Here is a 15,496-nt window from a genome sequence, read left to right on the forward strand (position 1 = left end):
CCCTCAGGACCGGAAGATGAAGTAGACGGCGGCCACCAGGCACAGCCCCGCCCAGACGAAGTCCCACTTGAAGGGCACTTTCATGTAGAGCATGGCAAACGGCACGAAGACCGTGAGCGTGATGACCTCTTGCATGATCTTGAGCTGCGGCAGCGTGAACACACCGCTGCTGTAGCCAATGCGGTTGGCTGGCACTTGCAAGAGGTATTCGAACAACGCGATGCCCCAGCTCGCCACGGCAGCGATGTACCAGGGCTTGGCCGCCAGGTCCTTCAGGTGGGCGTACCAGGCAAAAGTCATGAACACATTGGCAATCGTCAGCAGGCCCATGGTCTGCAGCGACACCGTCCACGCGTGCGCACCGTTCATGGCAATCCTTCTTTTTTACAGGGAGTCGTCCAGACGTTCGATGCCCTGGTCGGGCAGGCTCGCCAACAGTAAACGCACCTCTCCCCGCCCGGGGATGACCAGCCCCGGCGCCAGATCGGCCAGCGGAGCCAGCACGAATGCGCGTTCGTGCATGCGAGGGTGCGGCAACACCAGCTCGGGCTGCTCCAACTGCAAGGCATCGATCAGCAGCAAATCCAGATCCAGCGTGCGTGGCGCATTGCGGTAGGGACGCTGGCGCCCATGCGCCCGCTCCAGGGCCTGCAAGGCGTGCAGCAGCGATTGCGGGGTTTCAGCGGTGTCGAAGGCGACGACCGCATTCAAGTAGTCCGGGCCGTCGGCATCCAGCGGCCGGGTGCGGTAGATCGGCGAAGCCGCCCAGCCCGACACCCCGGCACGAGCGCGCAAGGCGGCAGCCGCCCGGCGCAAGCTGTCCAGAGGATCGCCCAAATTGGCGCCCAACCCGACGTAGGCGCGTCGCACGCAGCGGTCAGGGCTCATGCGACGCATCGCCCGCCGGGGCGGCTGCTGCGGCAGCGCTCTTGCGACGGCGACGCCGGCGCTTGCGCGCTGGCGCAGCCTCCTCGCCCGAAGGCGCCACCGACGCACCAGCGCCCTGCGCTTCGGCCAGCGCATCGCCATGAGCCTCTAAGTGCGCCGGCTTGCGGCGGCCCCGGCTGCGCTGGGCGGCGCGCTGCTGCTCGCGCACCGCCTCCAGCAGGCTGTGCCGGCCCGACTCGTCGGCCTGGGAGAACTCTTCCCACCAGCGGGCCAGCGCCGGGTCGACCTCGCCAGCCTCTGCACGCAATCTGAGGAAGTCAAAGCCCGCTCGAAAACGCGGCTGCTGCACCAGCGTGAAGGGGCCATGGCCGCTGCGCCGCTCGAAGCGCGGCTGCATCATCCAGATCTCGCGCATGTCCGCCGCCAGCTTGCCGCGGCCGGAAATGTCGCCGATGCGGGCATCGAAGACCTCATCGATGGCCAGCCCCAAGGCCTGGGAGGCCGATTCGCCCTGTGCCTGGCGACGCTGCCAGCGGTCCTGCACGTCATGCCAGAGCATGCAGGCCAACATGAAACTGGGCGCCACCGGCTTGCCTTCGGCCACACGGCGATCGGTGTCGGCCAGCGCCAGCTGCACGAACTTTTCGCGCCCGTCGTGCCGTTGCTGCTCATCGAGCACCACATCGAGAATGGGAAAGACGCCGCGGTGCAAACCATGTTTGCGCAGCTCCTGCAGGCTGGCCAGCGCATGGCCGGTCTGCAGCAGCTTGATCATCTCGTCGAACAGGCGCGAGGCCGGCACATTGTCGAGCAGGTGGGCCATGCGCTGAATGGGCTCGCGCGTTTTGGGTTCGATCTCGAAACCCAGCTTGGCCGCAAAGCGCACCACACGGATGATGCGCACCGGATCCTCGCGGTAGCGGGTGGGCGGATCGCCAATCATGCGCAGCACACGCTTTTTCACATCGGCAATGCCGCCGTGGTAATCGACCACGATCTCGCGCTGCGGGTCGTAGTACATCGCGTTGATCGTGAAATCGCGGCGCGCGGCGTCTTCGATCTGCGGACCCCAGACATTGTCGCGCAGCACCCGCCCGCTGGCATCGACCACGTGGTTTTTGTCGGCGATCTGTGATTTCGATGTTTTTTCATTGCCCTGCACTTGCTCGGCAGAGGCGGCATCGACATAGGCGCGAAATGTCGAGACCTCGATCACCTCGTGGTCGCGCCCGCGGCCGAACACCACATGCACGATGCGAAAGCGCCGACCGACGATGAAAGCACGTCGAAACAGCGCCTTGACCTGCTCCGGCGTGGCATTGGTGGCCACATCGAAATCCTTGGGACGCAAGCCCAGCAGCAAGTCGCGCACGGCACCGCCGACGATATAAGCCTCGTAGCCCGCCTCGGTGAGCGTGCGCACCACCTTCACGGCGCGCTCGTCCACCCAAGCAGGGTCGATGCCGTGCACGGACTTGGGCACTTCCACCCGTCGGCCCAGCACCGGCATGCCCGGCCGGGGGGCGGCCTGCCGGCCGCCGGTCTTGCCCAGCAGCTTGTCGATCAGCTTTTTGATCATTCGAAAAGTTTCAATATGCGCCAGCCCCGCTGGCGGGCCAGGGATTCCAGCGCCGGCGACGGATTGGTCGCCACCGGGTCGCTGGCCCGCTCCAGGAGGGGCAAATCGTTGGGCGAATCGCTGTAGAAGCTCGTGCGCTCGAACTGCGACCAGTGCGCCCCCAGACCGGCCAGCCACTGATCCACACGGGTCACCTTGCCTTCACGGTAGGACGGCACACCGTGGATGCGGCCCGTGATGGTACCGCTTGCATCGCGTTCCAACTGCACGGCCAACAGATGCTCCACGCCGAAGGCCGCCGCAATCGGCGTGGTGACGAACTCGTTGGTCGCCGTCACGATGGCCACCAAGTCGCCGCGCGCCTGATGCTCACGCACCAGCGCCACAGCCTTCGGATGCAGCATCGGCCGCACCACCTCCTCGACGAAGCGCTGCTGCACGGCCCGCTGCTCCTCAGGTCGGCGGCAGCGCCATGGCGCCGTGCTGAAGTCGATGTATTCGTCCAAGTTCAGGCGGCCGGCCAGGTATTGGGCGTAGTAGTGGTCATTGCCACGCCGGAAGGTGTCGCCGTCGGCCCAGCCGATGCGCACCAAGAACTCCCCAAAGGCATGGTCTGAATCGATCGGCAACAACGTGTGATCCAGATCGAACAGGCACAAATTGCGGAAATGCGTCACAAGGCCTCCTCGGCCAGCATGCGCTTGAGCAAAGGAATGGTCACGCCCCGCTGCTGCGCCAGCGCGAAACGATCCAGACGATCGAGCAGACTCATCAGGCTGCCCAGGTCGCGCTCGAAGCGCGTCATCAGATAGCTCATCACTTCGTCGGACAGAAAAATGCCCCGGCGGTCGGCCTCGCGCCGCAAGGCCGCGCGGCAATGCTCCTCGGGCAAGGCTTGCAGCTGAAACACGGGGCCCCAGCCCAGGCGGCTGCGCAAATCCTCTCGCACGGCCAAGTCCACCGGCGGCACGGCGCCGGCGGCCACGACCTGCTGCCCCATGGCAGTGGCCTGCGCGAACAAGACGAACGCGGCGTGCTGGCGGCCCGCGTCGAATGCGTGCACGCCATCGAACACCACGCCCCGCCAATCCTCGTCGTGCTCCCAAGGCAGCGGGGTGGTCGCATCGAACCAGCCCACCCGACCGCCCGGCGCACTCACCGCTTCGGTCCAGGCACGCAGCAAATGGGTCTTGCCCGTGCCGCGCGCCCCCCAAAGATAGACCGGCGCGCTGGCCACCGGCGCGTTGGCCAGCGCGCGCAGATGCGCCACCACGGCCTCGTTGCCGAGCGCGTGAAAGTTATCGAAACTGCAGGGGTCGGCGGGCCCCAGGCCCAGGGGCAGCTGCCTCATGGACGCGCACACGCCAACAGGCAAGGACGCAAGGTCATCTCAGACTCGCAGGGGATCCAACATCAAAGACGGCCAGCGCCACACCTTCGGTGTCGGGGCTGGCCGGTAAAATCCGCCCAAATTCTATCGGGCCGGCACGACGCCGCCCGCGCACCGACCATGTCCCACACCTCCCTGTCTTACCGTGACGCCGGCGTCGACATCGACGCGGGCGATGCCCTCGTCGAACGCATCAAACCCCTGGCGCGCCGCACGCTGCGCGAAGGCGTGCTCGGCGGCATTGGGGGCTTCGGCGCCCTGTTCGAGATCCCCAAGCGTTACCGCGAGCCCGTGCTCGTCTCCGGCACCGACGGGGTGGGCACCAAGCTCAAACTGGCGTTCGAGTGGGGGATGCACGACACCGTGGGCATCGATCTGGTGGCCATGAGCGTCAATGACGTGCTGGTGCAAGGCGCCGAACCGCTGTTCTTCCTGGACTATTTCGCTTGCGGCAAGCTCGACGTGGACACCACCGCCCGTGTGGTGGGCGGCATCGCCCGCGGCTGTGAGGAATCGGGCTGTGCGCTCATCGGCGGTGAAACCGCCGAGATGCCGGGCATGTACCCCCCGGGCGAGTACGACCTTGCCGGTTTTTGCGTCGGGGTGGTCGAAAAGAGCGGCATCGTCGACGGGCGCGACATCGCCCCGGGCGACGTGGTGCTGGGCCTGAGCTCCAGCGGCGTCCATTCGAACGGCTACTCCTTGGTGCGCAAGATCGTCGAGCGCGTGGGCCCCGCGGGACTGCCGGCCACCTTGGACGGCCAGCCCTTCCGCGACCGCGTGATGGCCCCCACGCGCCTGTACGTCAAGCCCGTACTCCAGGCCATGAAGACCGTGCGCATCAAGGGCATGGCCCACATCACCGGCGGCGGTCTGCTGGAAAACATCCCGCGCTGCCTGCCCGCCCACACCAAGGCCGTGCTGCAAGGCGATGCTTGGCCGCGGCCCGAAATCTTCCAGTGGCTGCAGCGCGAAGGCGCCGTGGCCGAATCGGAAATGCACCGCACCTTCAACTGCGGCATCGGCTTCGTCCTCGTCGTGGCGCCCAGCGAGGCAGCCCGCGCGGCCGAGGTGTTGCGCCAGCAGGGCCAGACGGTCTACACCATCGGCCGCATCGAAGCGCGCCAAGGCGACGAGCCGCCCACCCAGGTGGTCTGACCCCGCCTTCCCCCGCTCAATGCCAGCGCGGCCCCGTGCCGCGCAGCGCCTCCAGCCGCTGGGCGATGGCCATGCGGTCGCTGGCCTGCTGGGCCTTGTGGACGTAATCGGCCAAATCGGCCATGGCCTCCTCGCGTCGGCCCAGCTCGGCATAGACCAGCCCACGGTCGCGCAACTCGTCCAAAGCATCGGGCAGCAGGATCACCAAACGCTGCATCACCGCCAGCAGGCGCGGCCAGTCTTCCTGGGTGCGATGAATCTCCTTGAGGTTGCGCAGCATGCGCGCGATCACCTCCCGCCCCGAAGCGGCTTGCAGGAACAGCCCCAGCGGCAGGTCGAATTCACCCATCAACCCCTGCTGACGCTTGTACGGTGCCAAGCGCTCCTCCAAGTCCTCGCGCGACAGCGACACCCCACTGAACGGGTCGATCACGACGTCGCCGCCGGACATGCGCAGCTTCACGAGGAAATGGCCGGGAAAGGACACCCCTTGGGCCGGCAAGCGCACCTGGTGAGCCAGCTCGATGTACAGCACCGCCAGGGAAATCGGAATGCCGCGGCGTGACTGCAGCACGATGTTCAAACAGCTGTTGTAGGGGTCGTAGTAATCATTCACATTCCCCGCGAAACCCAACTCTCCGAAAAAGTAATGGTTGAGCATGCGCAGGCGATGCAGCGCAGAACTGTCGGCCGGCAAGCGACGCTTGAGCCGCTCGGCCAGTGCGTCGATCTCTGCCAAGACCCCTTGGACGTCCAAATCGGGAAACTCGTCCTGGGCCAAGGACAGCGCCGCCTCGGTCAAGGGAAAGGCGGCATCGTCGGCCACCAAGGTCGCGAAGTAGTCCAGCGCGGTCGAAGGGCCATAGTGCATGACCTCAAGTGTAGGCCGACGCATCGGCCGCGCCGACCCCCAAGGCCCTCCCATCACGAGGGCCGCGGCGTTCAAGCCCGCCGGGCGAACTGACGCAGTTGCACGCCCACGGCCGCCAGCGTGCCAAAGTACGCCACGGCCGCCACACCCAGGCACAGCACCATCCAGCCCACGCGCAGCCACGGCGTGGCGCGCAGCGCGGCCCAGTCCAGCCCCTCGGCGGCGCCGGCCAATCCGACCCCCAGCACGGCGCAGCCGGCCATGACCTGCACGACGAAGCGCCGCCAGCCCGGCCGAGGCGCGTAGGCCCCCTGGCGCTGCAAGCCCCACAGCAGCCAGCCGGCATTGATCAAGGCCGCCACACCGATCGACAGGGCCAGTCCTGCATGCCCCACCCACGGCACGAACACGAGGTTCATGGCCTGTGTGAGCACGAGCACCACGATCGCGATGCGCACCGGCGTGCGGATGTCCTGACGGGCATAAAAGCCCGGCGCCAACACTTTGATGCCGATGAGGCCGACCAAGCCCACGCCGTAGCCCATCAGCGCCAGACTGGTCTGGCGCAAATCGCCATCGTCGAAGGCCCCGTAGTGGTAGAGCACCGACACCAGCGGCCGACCAAAGACCAACAGCGCCACGGCGCTGGGCAATGCCAGCAGCAACACCAAACGCAAGCCCCAGTCGAGCAACTCACTGTAGCGGCGCGTATCGCCCACGGCTTGCGCGGCCGACAGCTGAGGCAGCAGCACCACGCCCAGGGCCACCCCGAGCAACGCCGTGGGGAACTCCATCAGGCGATCCGCATACGTGAGCCAAGACACCCGGCCCTCGCCGAGAAAGGAGGCGATCTGCGTGTTGATGAGCAGCGAGACCTGGGCCACGGCCACCCCCAGCACGGCAGGGGCCATCATCAGCAGCAGGCGCTGCACCCCGGCATGCCGCCAAGCCGTGCCCAGCCCGCACCAGCGTGGCAGCATGCCGATGCGCGCCAAGGCCGGCACCTGCACGGCCAGTTGCAGCGCGCCGCCCAGCATCACGCCCGCGGCCATCGCATAAATGCCCGGCAGCCCCCAAGCCTCGAAGCGCGGCGTCAGCCCCCAGGCGGCGGCGATCATCGCCACATTGAGCAACACCGGCGTGGCCGCCGGCACCGCAAAACGCTTCCAGGTGTTCAGGATGCCGGCGGACAGCGCCACCAGCGACATGAAGCCGATGTAGGGAAACATCCAACGGGTCATCACGACCGCCGCCTCGAAACCTTGGGCCGACTGCCGCAGCCCGGCAGCGATCGCATACACCAGCACCGGCGCGGCTGCCACGCCCAGCACGCAGGTCAACAGCAAGACCCAGACCAGCACCGTGGCCACGGCATCGACCAAGGATCGGGTGGCCTCGTCGCCCTGGCGCGCGCGGCTTTCGGCCAAAAGAGGTACGAAGGCCTGGGAGAACGCCCCTTCGGCAAACAAGCGGCGCAACAGGTTCGGCAGGCGGAAGGCCACGTTGAAGGCGTCGGTCCAGGCCGAGGCGCCGAAGATGGTCGCCATCAACAGCTCGCGCACCAATCCGGTGATTCGCGAGGCCAGGGTCAGCAAAGAGACGGTGGAAGCGGCGCGCAGCAGATTCATGTGAGCAGCGCAGCGCTGGACGCGCGCCTTCGGGAAAACGCGCCGCGATTATAGAGAGCCCCACCGTCGAGAGCCCCGCAGACGGCCGCAGCAGCGATGCCTGGCCCCTTCCTGCGGGATGCGGCCACCCCTGGGCACGGACCATGGGCATGCAGGCTCGTCCATGCTATACTTCGAGTTTCGCTCAACCCGAATCAGATCCATCCGTCCATGGCCACTTCGTCCAAAGCCAAGAAGACCGTCCGTATCGCGTCGGGCCGCAAGCGCGCCCGCCAGAATGTCAAACTCAACGCCGCGAACACGGCACTGCGGTCCAAGTTCCGCACGGTCATCAAGAACGTTCAGAAGGCCGTGGCGGCCGGCGACAAGGCCCGCGCCGCCGAACTGTTCAAGCACGCCCAAAAAGTGATCGATTCGATCGCGGACAAGGGCATCTTCCACAAGAACAAGGCCGCTCGTCACAAGAGCCGCCTGTCGGCATCGATCAAGGCCCTGGCCGCCTGAAGCGCCAACCGGGTTGAGATCGCAAAGGGCTCGCATGGCGAGCCCTTTTTCATGCCTGGCTGGCGGTCATGCCTGGGGCGTGCCATGGGGCGCCTCTGGCGGGCATCCCCAGCGTTGCGGGCCTTCAGTCTCGGGGCGAGTCCGGCGGATCGGGAATCAGACAGGCTTCGACCATCTGCAGGTCGTTGTCGCGGGCAAAGTTCATCACGAAGTCCCAGGCCATGGGCTCGATTTGCCGGATGGCCTCGTTGACCACCACGCACTTGACGCCCCCCACCACGGTGGGCACGCAATAGGGCGAATACCCCAAAGGCCCTGAGCGGCCCGGCTGCCCCCCGGCCGGTCGAAAACACGACATCACACCGGCCAGACGCTCGGCCCAGTCGCTGGGACGGAAGATGCGGCCGTCGCGGGTGATCCCCTGAATGAAGATCTCACGGGGTTTGGGGTGGGTCATGCGGTACAGACTCTCGATATGCCGCTTGTGGCGGCCGCGCTGAGCTGAGAAGTGTAGGCGGGTTCCTGCAGCGACAGGTCTTGCGAATGATATCTTATATAAGACTTGCCCGAGGTTCCGTCGGATTCCTGCCGCCGCGATGATGGCACGGCCGAGCTGTCGTGCGGCTTTCATGCCGCTGGGGCAGCGCCTGCCCTAGAATGGGATGGCCGACGCGGTGGGGGGCCCTGCGGGTGCAGGGCTTGCTGCCGCGATTTTCTTTTGCAAAAGACGCCATGAACGCTCCCCAGACCGCAAACTCGTCGATGCCTCATGTGATGAACACCTACGGTCGGCTGCCGATCGCGTTGTCGCATGGACGAGGCTGCCGGGTCTGGGACACCGACGGACGAGAGTACCTCGACGCCTTGGGCGGCATCGCGGTCAACACCCTGGGGCACGCCCATCCACGGCTCGTTGCGGCCCTGCAGGACCAGGTCGCCCGCCTGATCCATTGCTCGAATTACTACCAAATGCCCTTGCAGGAGCAGCTGGCCGCCAAGCTGGTCGCCCTGTCGGGCATGACGAATGTCTTTTTCTGCAACTCCGGTCTCGAGGCCAACGAGGCCGCGATCAAGATCGCACGGAAGTTCGGGCACGACCAGGGCATCGAGCTGCCCGAGATCGTGGTCTATGAAAAGGCGTTCCACGGCCGCTCGATCGCCACGTTGTCGGCCACCGGCAACCCCAAGGTGCAGGCCGGATTCGGCCCCCTGGTGCCGGGCTTCGTGCGCATCCCGCTCAACGATGCGGCCGCTCTGGAAGACGTGGCCAAGACCCGCCCCAACGTGGTGGCGGTGTTCCTGGAAACCATTCAGGGTGAAGGCGGCGTCAACCCGGCCCGTGCCGAATACCTCAGGCAAGTCCGCCGCGTGTGCGACGAGCGCGGCTGGTTGCTGATGATCGATGAGGTGCAGTGTGGCATCGGCCGCACCGGCAAATGGTTTGCGCATCAGTGGGCCGGCATCGTGCCCGATGTGATGCCCTTGGCCAAGGGCTTGGGCTCGGGCGTGCCCATCGGCGCCGTGGTGGCCGGCCCGAAAGCCGCGCACGTCCTGCAACCCGGCAACCACGGCACGACCTTCGGGGGCAACCCCTTGGCCATGCGCGCTGGCCTCGAAACGCTGCGCATCATGGAAGAAGAAGGCTTGCTGGACCAAGCCACGCGCGTGGGCGCGGCGCTCAAAGCCGGCCTCATCCGTGAACTCGGCGCCGTGCCCGGCGTGGTCGAGATCCGCGGACAGGGCCTGATGCTGGGCATCGAGTTGGACCGCCCCTGCGGCGCCCTGCTCGGCCAGGCAATGGACGCCGGCTTGCTGATCAGCGTGACGGCCGACAAGGTGATCCGCATCGTGCCCCCGCTCATCCTCACCGAGACCGAAGCCGAGGAAATCGTTGCCAAGCTCGCCCCGCTGGTGAAGTCCTTTCTGACGGCCCCTGCAGCATGAGGTCGGCCATGAAACCCGGAGACTCGCTGATGAAGCACTACTTGCAGTTCAAGGACTTCCGCGCCGAGGAATATGCCTACCTCTTCGAGCGCGCCGCAGTGATCAAGAAGCGCTTCAAGAACTATGAAAAATACCAGCCGCTCGTCGATCGCACCTTGGCGATGATTTTCGAGAAGGCCAGCACCCGCACGCGCGTGAGCTTCGAAGCGGGCATGTACCAAATGGGCGGCTCGGTGGTGCACCTGACCACCGGCGACAGCCAGCTCGGCCGTGCCGAACCGATCGAAGACACCGCGCGCGTGATCAGCCGCATGGTGGACTTGGTGATGATCCGCACCTACGAGCAAGCCAAGCTCGAAGCGTTTGCGGCGCATTCGCGCGTACCGGTCATCAACGGGCTGACCAACGAATTCCACCCTTGCCAGATCCTGGCCGACATCTTCACCTACATCGAGCACCGCGGCTCGATCCAAGGCAAAGTGGTGGCCTGGGTGGGCGATGGCAACAACATGGCCAACACCTGGCTGCAAGCGGCCGAAGTCCTGGGCTTTACGGTGCATGTGAGCACGCCCAGCGGCTACGAAGTCGATCCGGCCGTGGCCGGCATCCGCGATGCGAGCTGCTACAAGACCTTCAAAGACCCGATGGATGCCTGCCGCGGTGCCGACCTGGTCACCACCGACGTGTGGACCAGCATGGGGTTCGAAGCCGAGAACGAACAACGCCGCCAAGCCTTCGCCGACTGGTGTGTGGACGCCGAGATGATGGCCGTGGCCAAGCCCGATGCCCTGTTCATGCACTGCCTGCCGGCGCACCGCGGTGAAGAAGTCGCCGCCGAGGTCATCGACGGCCCACAATCGGTCGTTTGGGACGAGGCGGAGAATCGGATGCACGTGCAAAAAGTCCTCATGGAGTACCTGTTGCTCGGTCGGATCGGCTGAGACGCCGCCACCCCCAGAGGCCATAAGCCAGCGCGTTGATGGCCATCACGCCGATGCCCAGCCAGGCTTGGACGGCCGGCGTGAGCCCCACCGGATACAGCAGTGGCATCACGTAGTGCTCGACGAATGACGTGGTGTAGCCCGCCTGACCGCCAGCCTGGCGCAGATGGTTCTCCAAAGGCGTGAGCGGGCAGATGCCTGCGCTCAATTCGATCCAGGCGCCCCAGGCGGCCGCCGGCAGGTGGGCCCAGACCAGGCGAGGCCAGCGCCACACCAGAAAGCCGCCCAGCACCACGAACACGACGAAGCCCAGGTGCAACAGGACCAACAGATCGGCAAGCGCGCGGTAGATCATGACCACAGACTACAACGACGAACGCAACCATGCCGAGGTGGGCGCGGTGGCCGACAACCCCTGCACCCGCTGTGGCGCCTGCTGCGCCAGCTTCCGCGTGGACTTCGCGCGCGATGAGCTCGACGAGGCTGGCGGCTGCGTGCCCGCCGGGCTGACGGTGGAGGTGACCGACACCATCCGCCGCATGCGCGGCACCGACCACGCCCGCCCCCGCTGCGCGGCCCTGGTGGGCCAGGTGGGCGTGAACGCGCACTGCGGCATCTACGAGTGGCGGCCCTCGCCATGCCGCGAGTTCGGCGCTTTGGCCCCTGTGGGGCTGCCGGACGAGGCTTGCACACGCGCTCGCGCTCGTCATGGCCTTCCCCCTTTGGCTGGAATCGGCTAAGAATTTGGCGTGGCGTTGGAAATAACCGACACCACACCGCGGTCGGCGGTGCTGAAATTCCGGCTTCTCCAATGCCAAGCGCTCGCCATGAAACGCCTGTGGGACATCTCCCCGCCGCTGCATTCGCGCAGTCCGGTGTTTCCCGGGGATACGCCTTACGCTCAGGTCTGGAGCGCCACGCTCGGGCCGGGCTGTCCGGTCAACGTCAGCCGCATCACCACCTCGCCGCATGCCGGCGCCCATGCCGATGCGCCGCTGCACTATGCCAACGGCGCGGCGCCCATCGGCGCCTTGGACCTGGCGCCGTACTTGGGCCCGTGCCGGGTGATCCATGCCATCGGCGTGGGGCCGCTGGTGCGTCCGGAGCACTTGGCCCATGCGCAAGCGCAGCTGCCGGCGCGCGTGCTGGTGCGCACCTGCGCGCGGGCGGTGGTCGACCGTTGGGTCGATGACTTCAGCGCCTTTGCGCCGCAGACGCTGGAATGGCTGGCCGACCAAGGGGTGCGGCTCGTGGGCATCGACACGGCTTCGGTGGACCCGGCTTCGAGCAAAACCCTGGACGCCCACCAGGTGCTGCTCAAGCGGGATTTGCGCGTGTTGGAGAACCTCGTGCTCGACGAGGTGCCCGAGGGCGATTACGAGCTGATCGCCTTGCCCCTGAAATGGATGGAAGCCGATGCCAGCCCGGTGCGCGCCGTGCTGCGCGAGCTGCCCTGACCGGACACGCCGACATGATCACACGACAAGACTGCCTGGCACTGGACGCCCAAGACCGCCTTGCCCCTTTGCGTGAGTGGTTCGACATTCCAGAAGGCTGGATCTACCTCGACGGCAATTCGCTGGGCGTGCTGCCGCGTGCCACGCCTGGGCGGCTGCAGCAGGTGCTGCGCGAGGAATGGGGGCGCGATTTGATCCGCAGCTGGAATACCGCGGGCTGGATCGACCTGCCGCGGCGCGTCGGCGACAAGATCGCGCGGCTCATCGGCGCGCGCGCCGGCGAGGTGGTGGCCGCCGACTCGACCTCGGTGAACCTCTACAAGGTGCTGATGGCCGCCAGCCACATCATGGGGCAAGACCATCCGCAGCGGCGGGTGATCCTGTCCGAGCGCAGCAACTTCCCGACCGACCTCTACATCGCCGAAAGCCTGGCCCACGAACGCGGCTGGAGGCTCGAGCTCGTCGAAGCCGAGGAGCTGCCCGCGGCGCTGACCGAGGAGGTGGCCGTGCTGCTGCTGACGCACGTGAACTACCGCACCGGCCACATGCACGACATGGCGGCGCTCACGCGCGCGGCGCACGCTGCCGGCGCCCTCGTGGTGTGGGACTTGGCGCATTCGGCCGGGGCCGTGCCGGTGGACCTGCATGGGGCCGACGCCGACTTCGCCGTGGGCTGCGGCTATAAATATCTCAATGGCGGTCCAGGCGCACCGGCCTTCGTGTGGGTCCACCCGCGCCATGTGCAGCGCTTCTGGCAACCGCTGGCGGGCTGGATGGGACATGCCGAGCCCTTCCGCTTCAGCCCCTCTTACGAGCCCGCGCCGGGCATCGCGCGCTACTTGTGCGGCACGCCGGCGGTGATCGCCATGAGCGCGCTGGAGTGCGGAGTGGATACCGTGCTGGCGGCCGAACCCTTGGGGGGCATGGCAGCCTTGCGCGAGAAGTCGATCGCGCTGACCTCCTTGTTTGCGGAACTCGTCGAGGCGCGCTGCGCGGGGCATGGCCTGACCGTGGTGTCCCCACGCGAGCCCGAGCATCGTGGCAGCCAAGTCTGCCTGACCCGCGCGGAAGGGGGCTACGCCATCGTGCAGGCGCTGATCAGTCGACAGGTGGTGGGCGACTTCCGCGCCGGCGACCCGCGCATGCCCGACATCCTGCGCTTCGGCTTCACGCCGCTGTACACCCGCTTCGTCGATGTATGGGATGCGGTGGAACAGTTGGTTCAGGTGATGGACAGCGGGCAATGGCGTGAAGCCCGCTTCCATCAGCGTGCCGCGGTGACCTGAGAACGTCCCCATGACTGAGCGACCCGAAGACATCGTGCGCGCCGAAGGCGCCCAGCTCGATTTCTCCAAAGACATGAGCTATGGCGACTACCTGCACTTGGACGAGATCCTCAGTGCTCAGCATCCACTGTCGCCCGACCACAATGAAATGCTGTTCATCGTGCAGCATCAAACCAGCGAGCTGTGGATGAAGCTGATGCTGCACGAGCTGCACGCGGCCATCGCCTGCGTGGCCCGTGACGAACTGCCTGCGGCCTTCAAGATGCTGGCGCGGGTGAGCAAGATCATGGAGCAGCTCGTGCATGCGTGGGACGTGTTGGCCACGATGACCCCGCCGGAATATTCGGCCATCCGCCCGTATCTGTCGAACTCCAGCGGCTTTCAGAGTTGGCAGTACCGCTGCATCGAGTTTGCGTTGGGCAACAAGAACGTGGCCATGCTCAAGCCGCATGCCCACAACCCGCGCCGTCTGGCCGAGGTGGAAGCGGCTTGGCGGGCGCCGTCCCTGTATGACGAATCGCTGCGCTTGCTGGCGCGGCGCGGCTTGCCAGTGCCGGCCAGCCACGTCGAGCGCGACTGGACCCAGCCTTACGTGGAAAGTGCCCAGGTCGAACAGGCCTGGCTGCAGGTCTATCGCCAACCTGCGCAGCACTGGGATCTGTACCAGCTCGGCGAAAAACTCACCGATCTGGAAGACGCCTTCCGCTTGTGGCGCTTTCGCCATGTGACCACGGTCGAGCGCGTGATCGGCTTCAAACGCGGCACGGGTGGCACCTCGGGCGTGGCTTACTTGCGCAAGATGCTCGACGTGGTGCTTTTCCCCGAGATCTGGAAGCTGCGGACCGACCTATGATCTTGCCCCCCCGAGGACATTGCGCGCCGTGGAAACGAAATGGCTTGAAGACTTCGTGAGCCTGGCCGAGACACGCAGCTTCTCGCGCTCGGCACAGTTGCGACACGTGACACAACCGGCCTTCTCGCGCCGCATCCAAGCGCTGGAGGCATGGATCGGCGTGGACTTGGTGGACCGATCCTCGTACCCGACGCGACTGACGCCGGCCGGAGAAACTTTTCTGGCGCAGGCCTTGGAGATTCTCGGCACGCTGCAAGCCACGCGCAACCTGATGCGCGCGCACCGCGCCACGGGGCAGGACCTGATCGAGTTTGCCGTGCCCCACACCTTGGCCTTCACCTTCTTTCCGCATTGGATCACCCGCCTGCGCGAGCGCTTCGCGCCGATCAAGAGCCGACTGATCGCCCTCAACGTGCACGACGCGGTGCTGCGCTTGACCGAAGGCAGCTGCGATCTGCTGATTGCCTACCACCATGCCTCGCAGCCCTTGCAGATCAACCCGGAGCGTTACGAAATGCTGACCTTGGGCGTGGAGACGCTGGCACCATATGCCAAAGCCGGCCCGGACGGTCGGCCGCTGTTCCTGCTCACTCAGGGCACGCCGCAGCGGCCCGTGCCCTTGCTCGGATATGCCGCTGGCGCCTACCTGGGCCGCCTGGTCGAATCGATCAAGCAGCGCTCGCCCGTGCCGCTGCACCTGGAAACCATTTACGAGACCGACATGGCCGAGGGCCTGAAGGCCATGGCGCTCGAAGGCCATGGGCTGGCCTTCCTGCCTGGCAGTTCGGTGCGCAAAGAAGCCCGTAGCCGACGTCTGGTGAGCGCAGCGACCGACCCGGCCCTCTATGAAGTGACCATGGACGTGCGGATTTACCGCGAGCGCCCTGAAGCCGCCAAACATGTGCGGCCCGCGGCCCAAGCCTTGTGGGAATATCTGAAGCTGACGCATCCGGCCTGATGCGGCCATCGACGAGCGCGCACGGACCACACCGAGGAG

18 protein-coding genes are annotated in these 15,496 nt (G+C 66.3%); 9 read left to right on the plus strand and 9 right to left on the minus strand.

What is annotated here, in order from left to right:
* Window positions 1-3: 3 nt before the first annotated feature.
* The 5 genes from CTA01S_RS12440 to hda are packed head-to-tail and all read right to left on the minus strand — an operon-like array spanning window position 4 to window position 3,818.
* Window positions 4-369 (minus strand): DMT family protein, encoded by a 366-nt coding sequence (locus tag CTA01S_RS12440; protein ID WP_019560118.1) that lies wholly within the window; start codon window positions 367-369, stop codon window positions 4-6.
* Window positions 370-384: 15 nt separating this feature from the next.
* Window positions 385-888 (minus strand): 2-amino-4-hydroxy-6-hydroxymethyldihydropteridine diphosphokinase, encoded by a 504-nt coding sequence (gene folK, locus CTA01S_RS12445; RefSeq protein ID WP_062195988.1) that lies wholly within the window; start codon window positions 886-888, stop codon window positions 385-387.
* Window positions 878-2,467, minus strand: coding sequence for a polynucleotide adenylyltransferase PcnB (gene pcnB, locus CTA01S_RS12450; protein WP_062195990.1), 1,590 nt, complete (start codon window positions 2,465-2,467; stop codon window positions 878-880). Before pcnB ends, folK begins: the two co-directional genes overlap by 11 nt.
* A complete protein-coding gene (locus CTA01S_RS12455; RefSeq protein ID WP_062195993.1) occupies window positions 2,464-3,144 on the minus strand; it encodes a histidinol-phosphatase in 681 nt (226 codons plus the stop codon). Before CTA01S_RS12455 ends, pcnB begins: the two co-directional genes overlap by 4 nt.
* The gene (hda, locus tag CTA01S_RS12460) at window positions 3,141-3,818 is read right to left on the minus strand and encodes a DnaA regulatory inactivator Hda (RefSeq protein ID WP_019560122.1); all 678 of its coding nucleotides are present in this window, start codon (window positions 3,816-3,818) and stop codon (window positions 3,141-3,143) included. Before hda ends, CTA01S_RS12455 begins: the two co-directional genes overlap by 4 nt.
* 159 nt (window positions 3,819-3,977) lie before the next feature.
* Between hda and purM the strand changes: the two genes are divergently transcribed.
* Window positions 3,978-5,015, plus strand: coding sequence for a phosphoribosylformylglycinamidine cyclo-ligase (gene purM, locus CTA01S_RS12465; protein ID WP_062195995.1), 1,038 nt, complete (start codon window positions 3,978-3,980; stop codon window positions 5,013-5,015).
* Window positions 5,016-5,031: 16 nt separating this feature from the next.
* On the opposite strand, the gene CTA01S_RS12470 is transcribed toward purM, so the two are convergent.
* Together CTA01S_RS12470 and murJ are read right to left on the minus strand one after the other, a co-directional pair.
* Complete coding sequence (locus CTA01S_RS12470) at window positions 5,032-5,886, minus strand: SirB1 family protein (RefSeq protein ID WP_019560124.1); 855 nt, start codon at window positions 5,884-5,886, stop codon at window positions 5,032-5,034.
* A 71-nt stretch (window positions 5,887-5,957) separates the two neighbouring features.
* The gene (gene murJ / locus CTA01S_RS12475) at window positions 5,958-7,514 is read right to left on the minus strand and encodes a murein biosynthesis integral membrane protein MurJ (RefSeq protein ID WP_062195998.1); all 1,557 of its coding nucleotides are present in this window, start codon (window positions 7,512-7,514) and stop codon (window positions 5,958-5,960) included.
* A 210-nt stretch (window positions 7,515-7,724) separates the two neighbouring features.
* On the opposite strand from murJ, the gene rpsT reads away from it, so the two are divergent.
* On the plus strand, window positions 7,725-8,018 hold the full coding sequence (gene rpsT, locus CTA01S_RS12480; protein ID WP_019560126.1) for a 30S ribosomal protein S20: 294 nt from the start codon (window positions 7,725-7,727) through the stop codon (window positions 8,016-8,018).
* A gap of 124 nt (window positions 8,019-8,142) precedes the next feature.
* On the opposite strand, the gene CTA01S_RS12485 is transcribed toward rpsT, so the two are convergent.
* Window positions 8,143-8,475, minus strand: coding sequence for a DUF3579 domain-containing protein (locus CTA01S_RS12485; RefSeq protein ID WP_019560127.1), 333 nt, complete (start codon window positions 8,473-8,475; stop codon window positions 8,143-8,145).
* A 275-nt stretch (window positions 8,476-8,750) separates the two neighbouring features.
* Here CTA01S_RS12485 and CTA01S_RS12490 point away from each other — a divergent pair, with 275 nt between their 5' ends.
* Together CTA01S_RS12490 and argF are read left to right on the plus strand one after the other, a co-directional pair.
* The gene (locus CTA01S_RS12490; protein ID WP_062196039.1) at window positions 8,751-9,962 is read left to right on the plus strand and encodes an acetylornithine transaminase; all 1,212 of its coding nucleotides are present in this window, start codon (window positions 8,751-8,753) and stop codon (window positions 9,960-9,962) included.
* A gap of 8 nt (window positions 9,963-9,970) precedes the next feature.
* Window positions 9,971-10,903: an ornithine carbamoyltransferase gene (argF, locus tag CTA01S_RS12495; RefSeq protein ID WP_019560129.1), complete on the plus strand. Its 933-nt coding sequence runs from the start codon at window positions 9,971-9,973 to the stop codon at window positions 10,901-10,903.
* Here the strand turns inward: argF and CTA01S_RS12500 are convergent.
* Complete coding sequence (locus CTA01S_RS12500; RefSeq protein WP_062196001.1) at window positions 10,869-11,258, minus strand: DUF2784 domain-containing protein; 390 nt, start codon at window positions 11,256-11,258, stop codon at window positions 10,869-10,871. The two genes, argF and CTA01S_RS12500, sit on opposite strands and share 35 nt — an antisense overlap.
* Between CTA01S_RS12500 and CTA01S_RS12505 the strand changes: the two genes are divergently transcribed.
* From CTA01S_RS12505 to CTA01S_RS12525, 5 genes are all read left to right on the plus strand, one after another.
* Window positions 11,257-11,643 (plus strand): YkgJ family cysteine cluster protein, encoded by a 387-nt coding sequence (locus CTA01S_RS12505; RefSeq protein ID WP_062196003.1) that lies wholly within the window; start codon window positions 11,257-11,259, stop codon window positions 11,641-11,643. The two genes, CTA01S_RS12500 and CTA01S_RS12505, sit on opposite strands and share 2 nt — an antisense overlap.
* 87 nt (window positions 11,644-11,730) lie before the next feature.
* Window positions 11,731-12,360: an arylformamidase gene (kynB, locus tag CTA01S_RS12510; protein ID WP_062196005.1), complete on the plus strand. Its 630-nt coding sequence runs from the start codon at window positions 11,731-11,733 to the stop codon at window positions 12,358-12,360.
* Between the two features lie 14 nt (window positions 12,361-12,374).
* A complete protein-coding gene (gene kynU, locus CTA01S_RS12515) occupies window positions 12,375-13,646 on the plus strand; it encodes a kynureninase (protein WP_062196008.1) in 1,272 nt (423 codons plus the stop codon).
* Window positions 13,647-13,656: 10 nt separating this feature from the next.
* Window positions 13,657-14,499 carry a tryptophan 2,3-dioxygenase gene (kynA, locus tag CTA01S_RS12520; RefSeq protein WP_062196016.1) on the plus strand — a complete coding sequence of 281 codons (843 nt, stop codon included), beginning with the start codon at window positions 13,657-13,659 and terminating at the stop codon, window positions 14,497-14,499.
* Between the two features lie 28 nt (window positions 14,500-14,527).
* The gene (locus CTA01S_RS12525) at window positions 14,528-15,457 is read left to right on the plus strand and encodes a LysR family transcriptional regulator (RefSeq protein WP_019560135.1); all 930 of its coding nucleotides are present in this window, start codon (window positions 14,528-14,530) and stop codon (window positions 15,455-15,457) included.
* Window positions 15,458-15,496 lie beyond the last annotated feature (39 nt).

The sequence above is a fragment of the Caldimonas taiwanensis NBRC 104434 genome (genome assembly GCF_001592165.1).
In the GTDB taxonomy this organism is placed as follows: Bacteria; Pseudomonadota; Gammaproteobacteria; order Burkholderiales; family Burkholderiaceae_C; genus Caldimonas; species Caldimonas manganoxidans.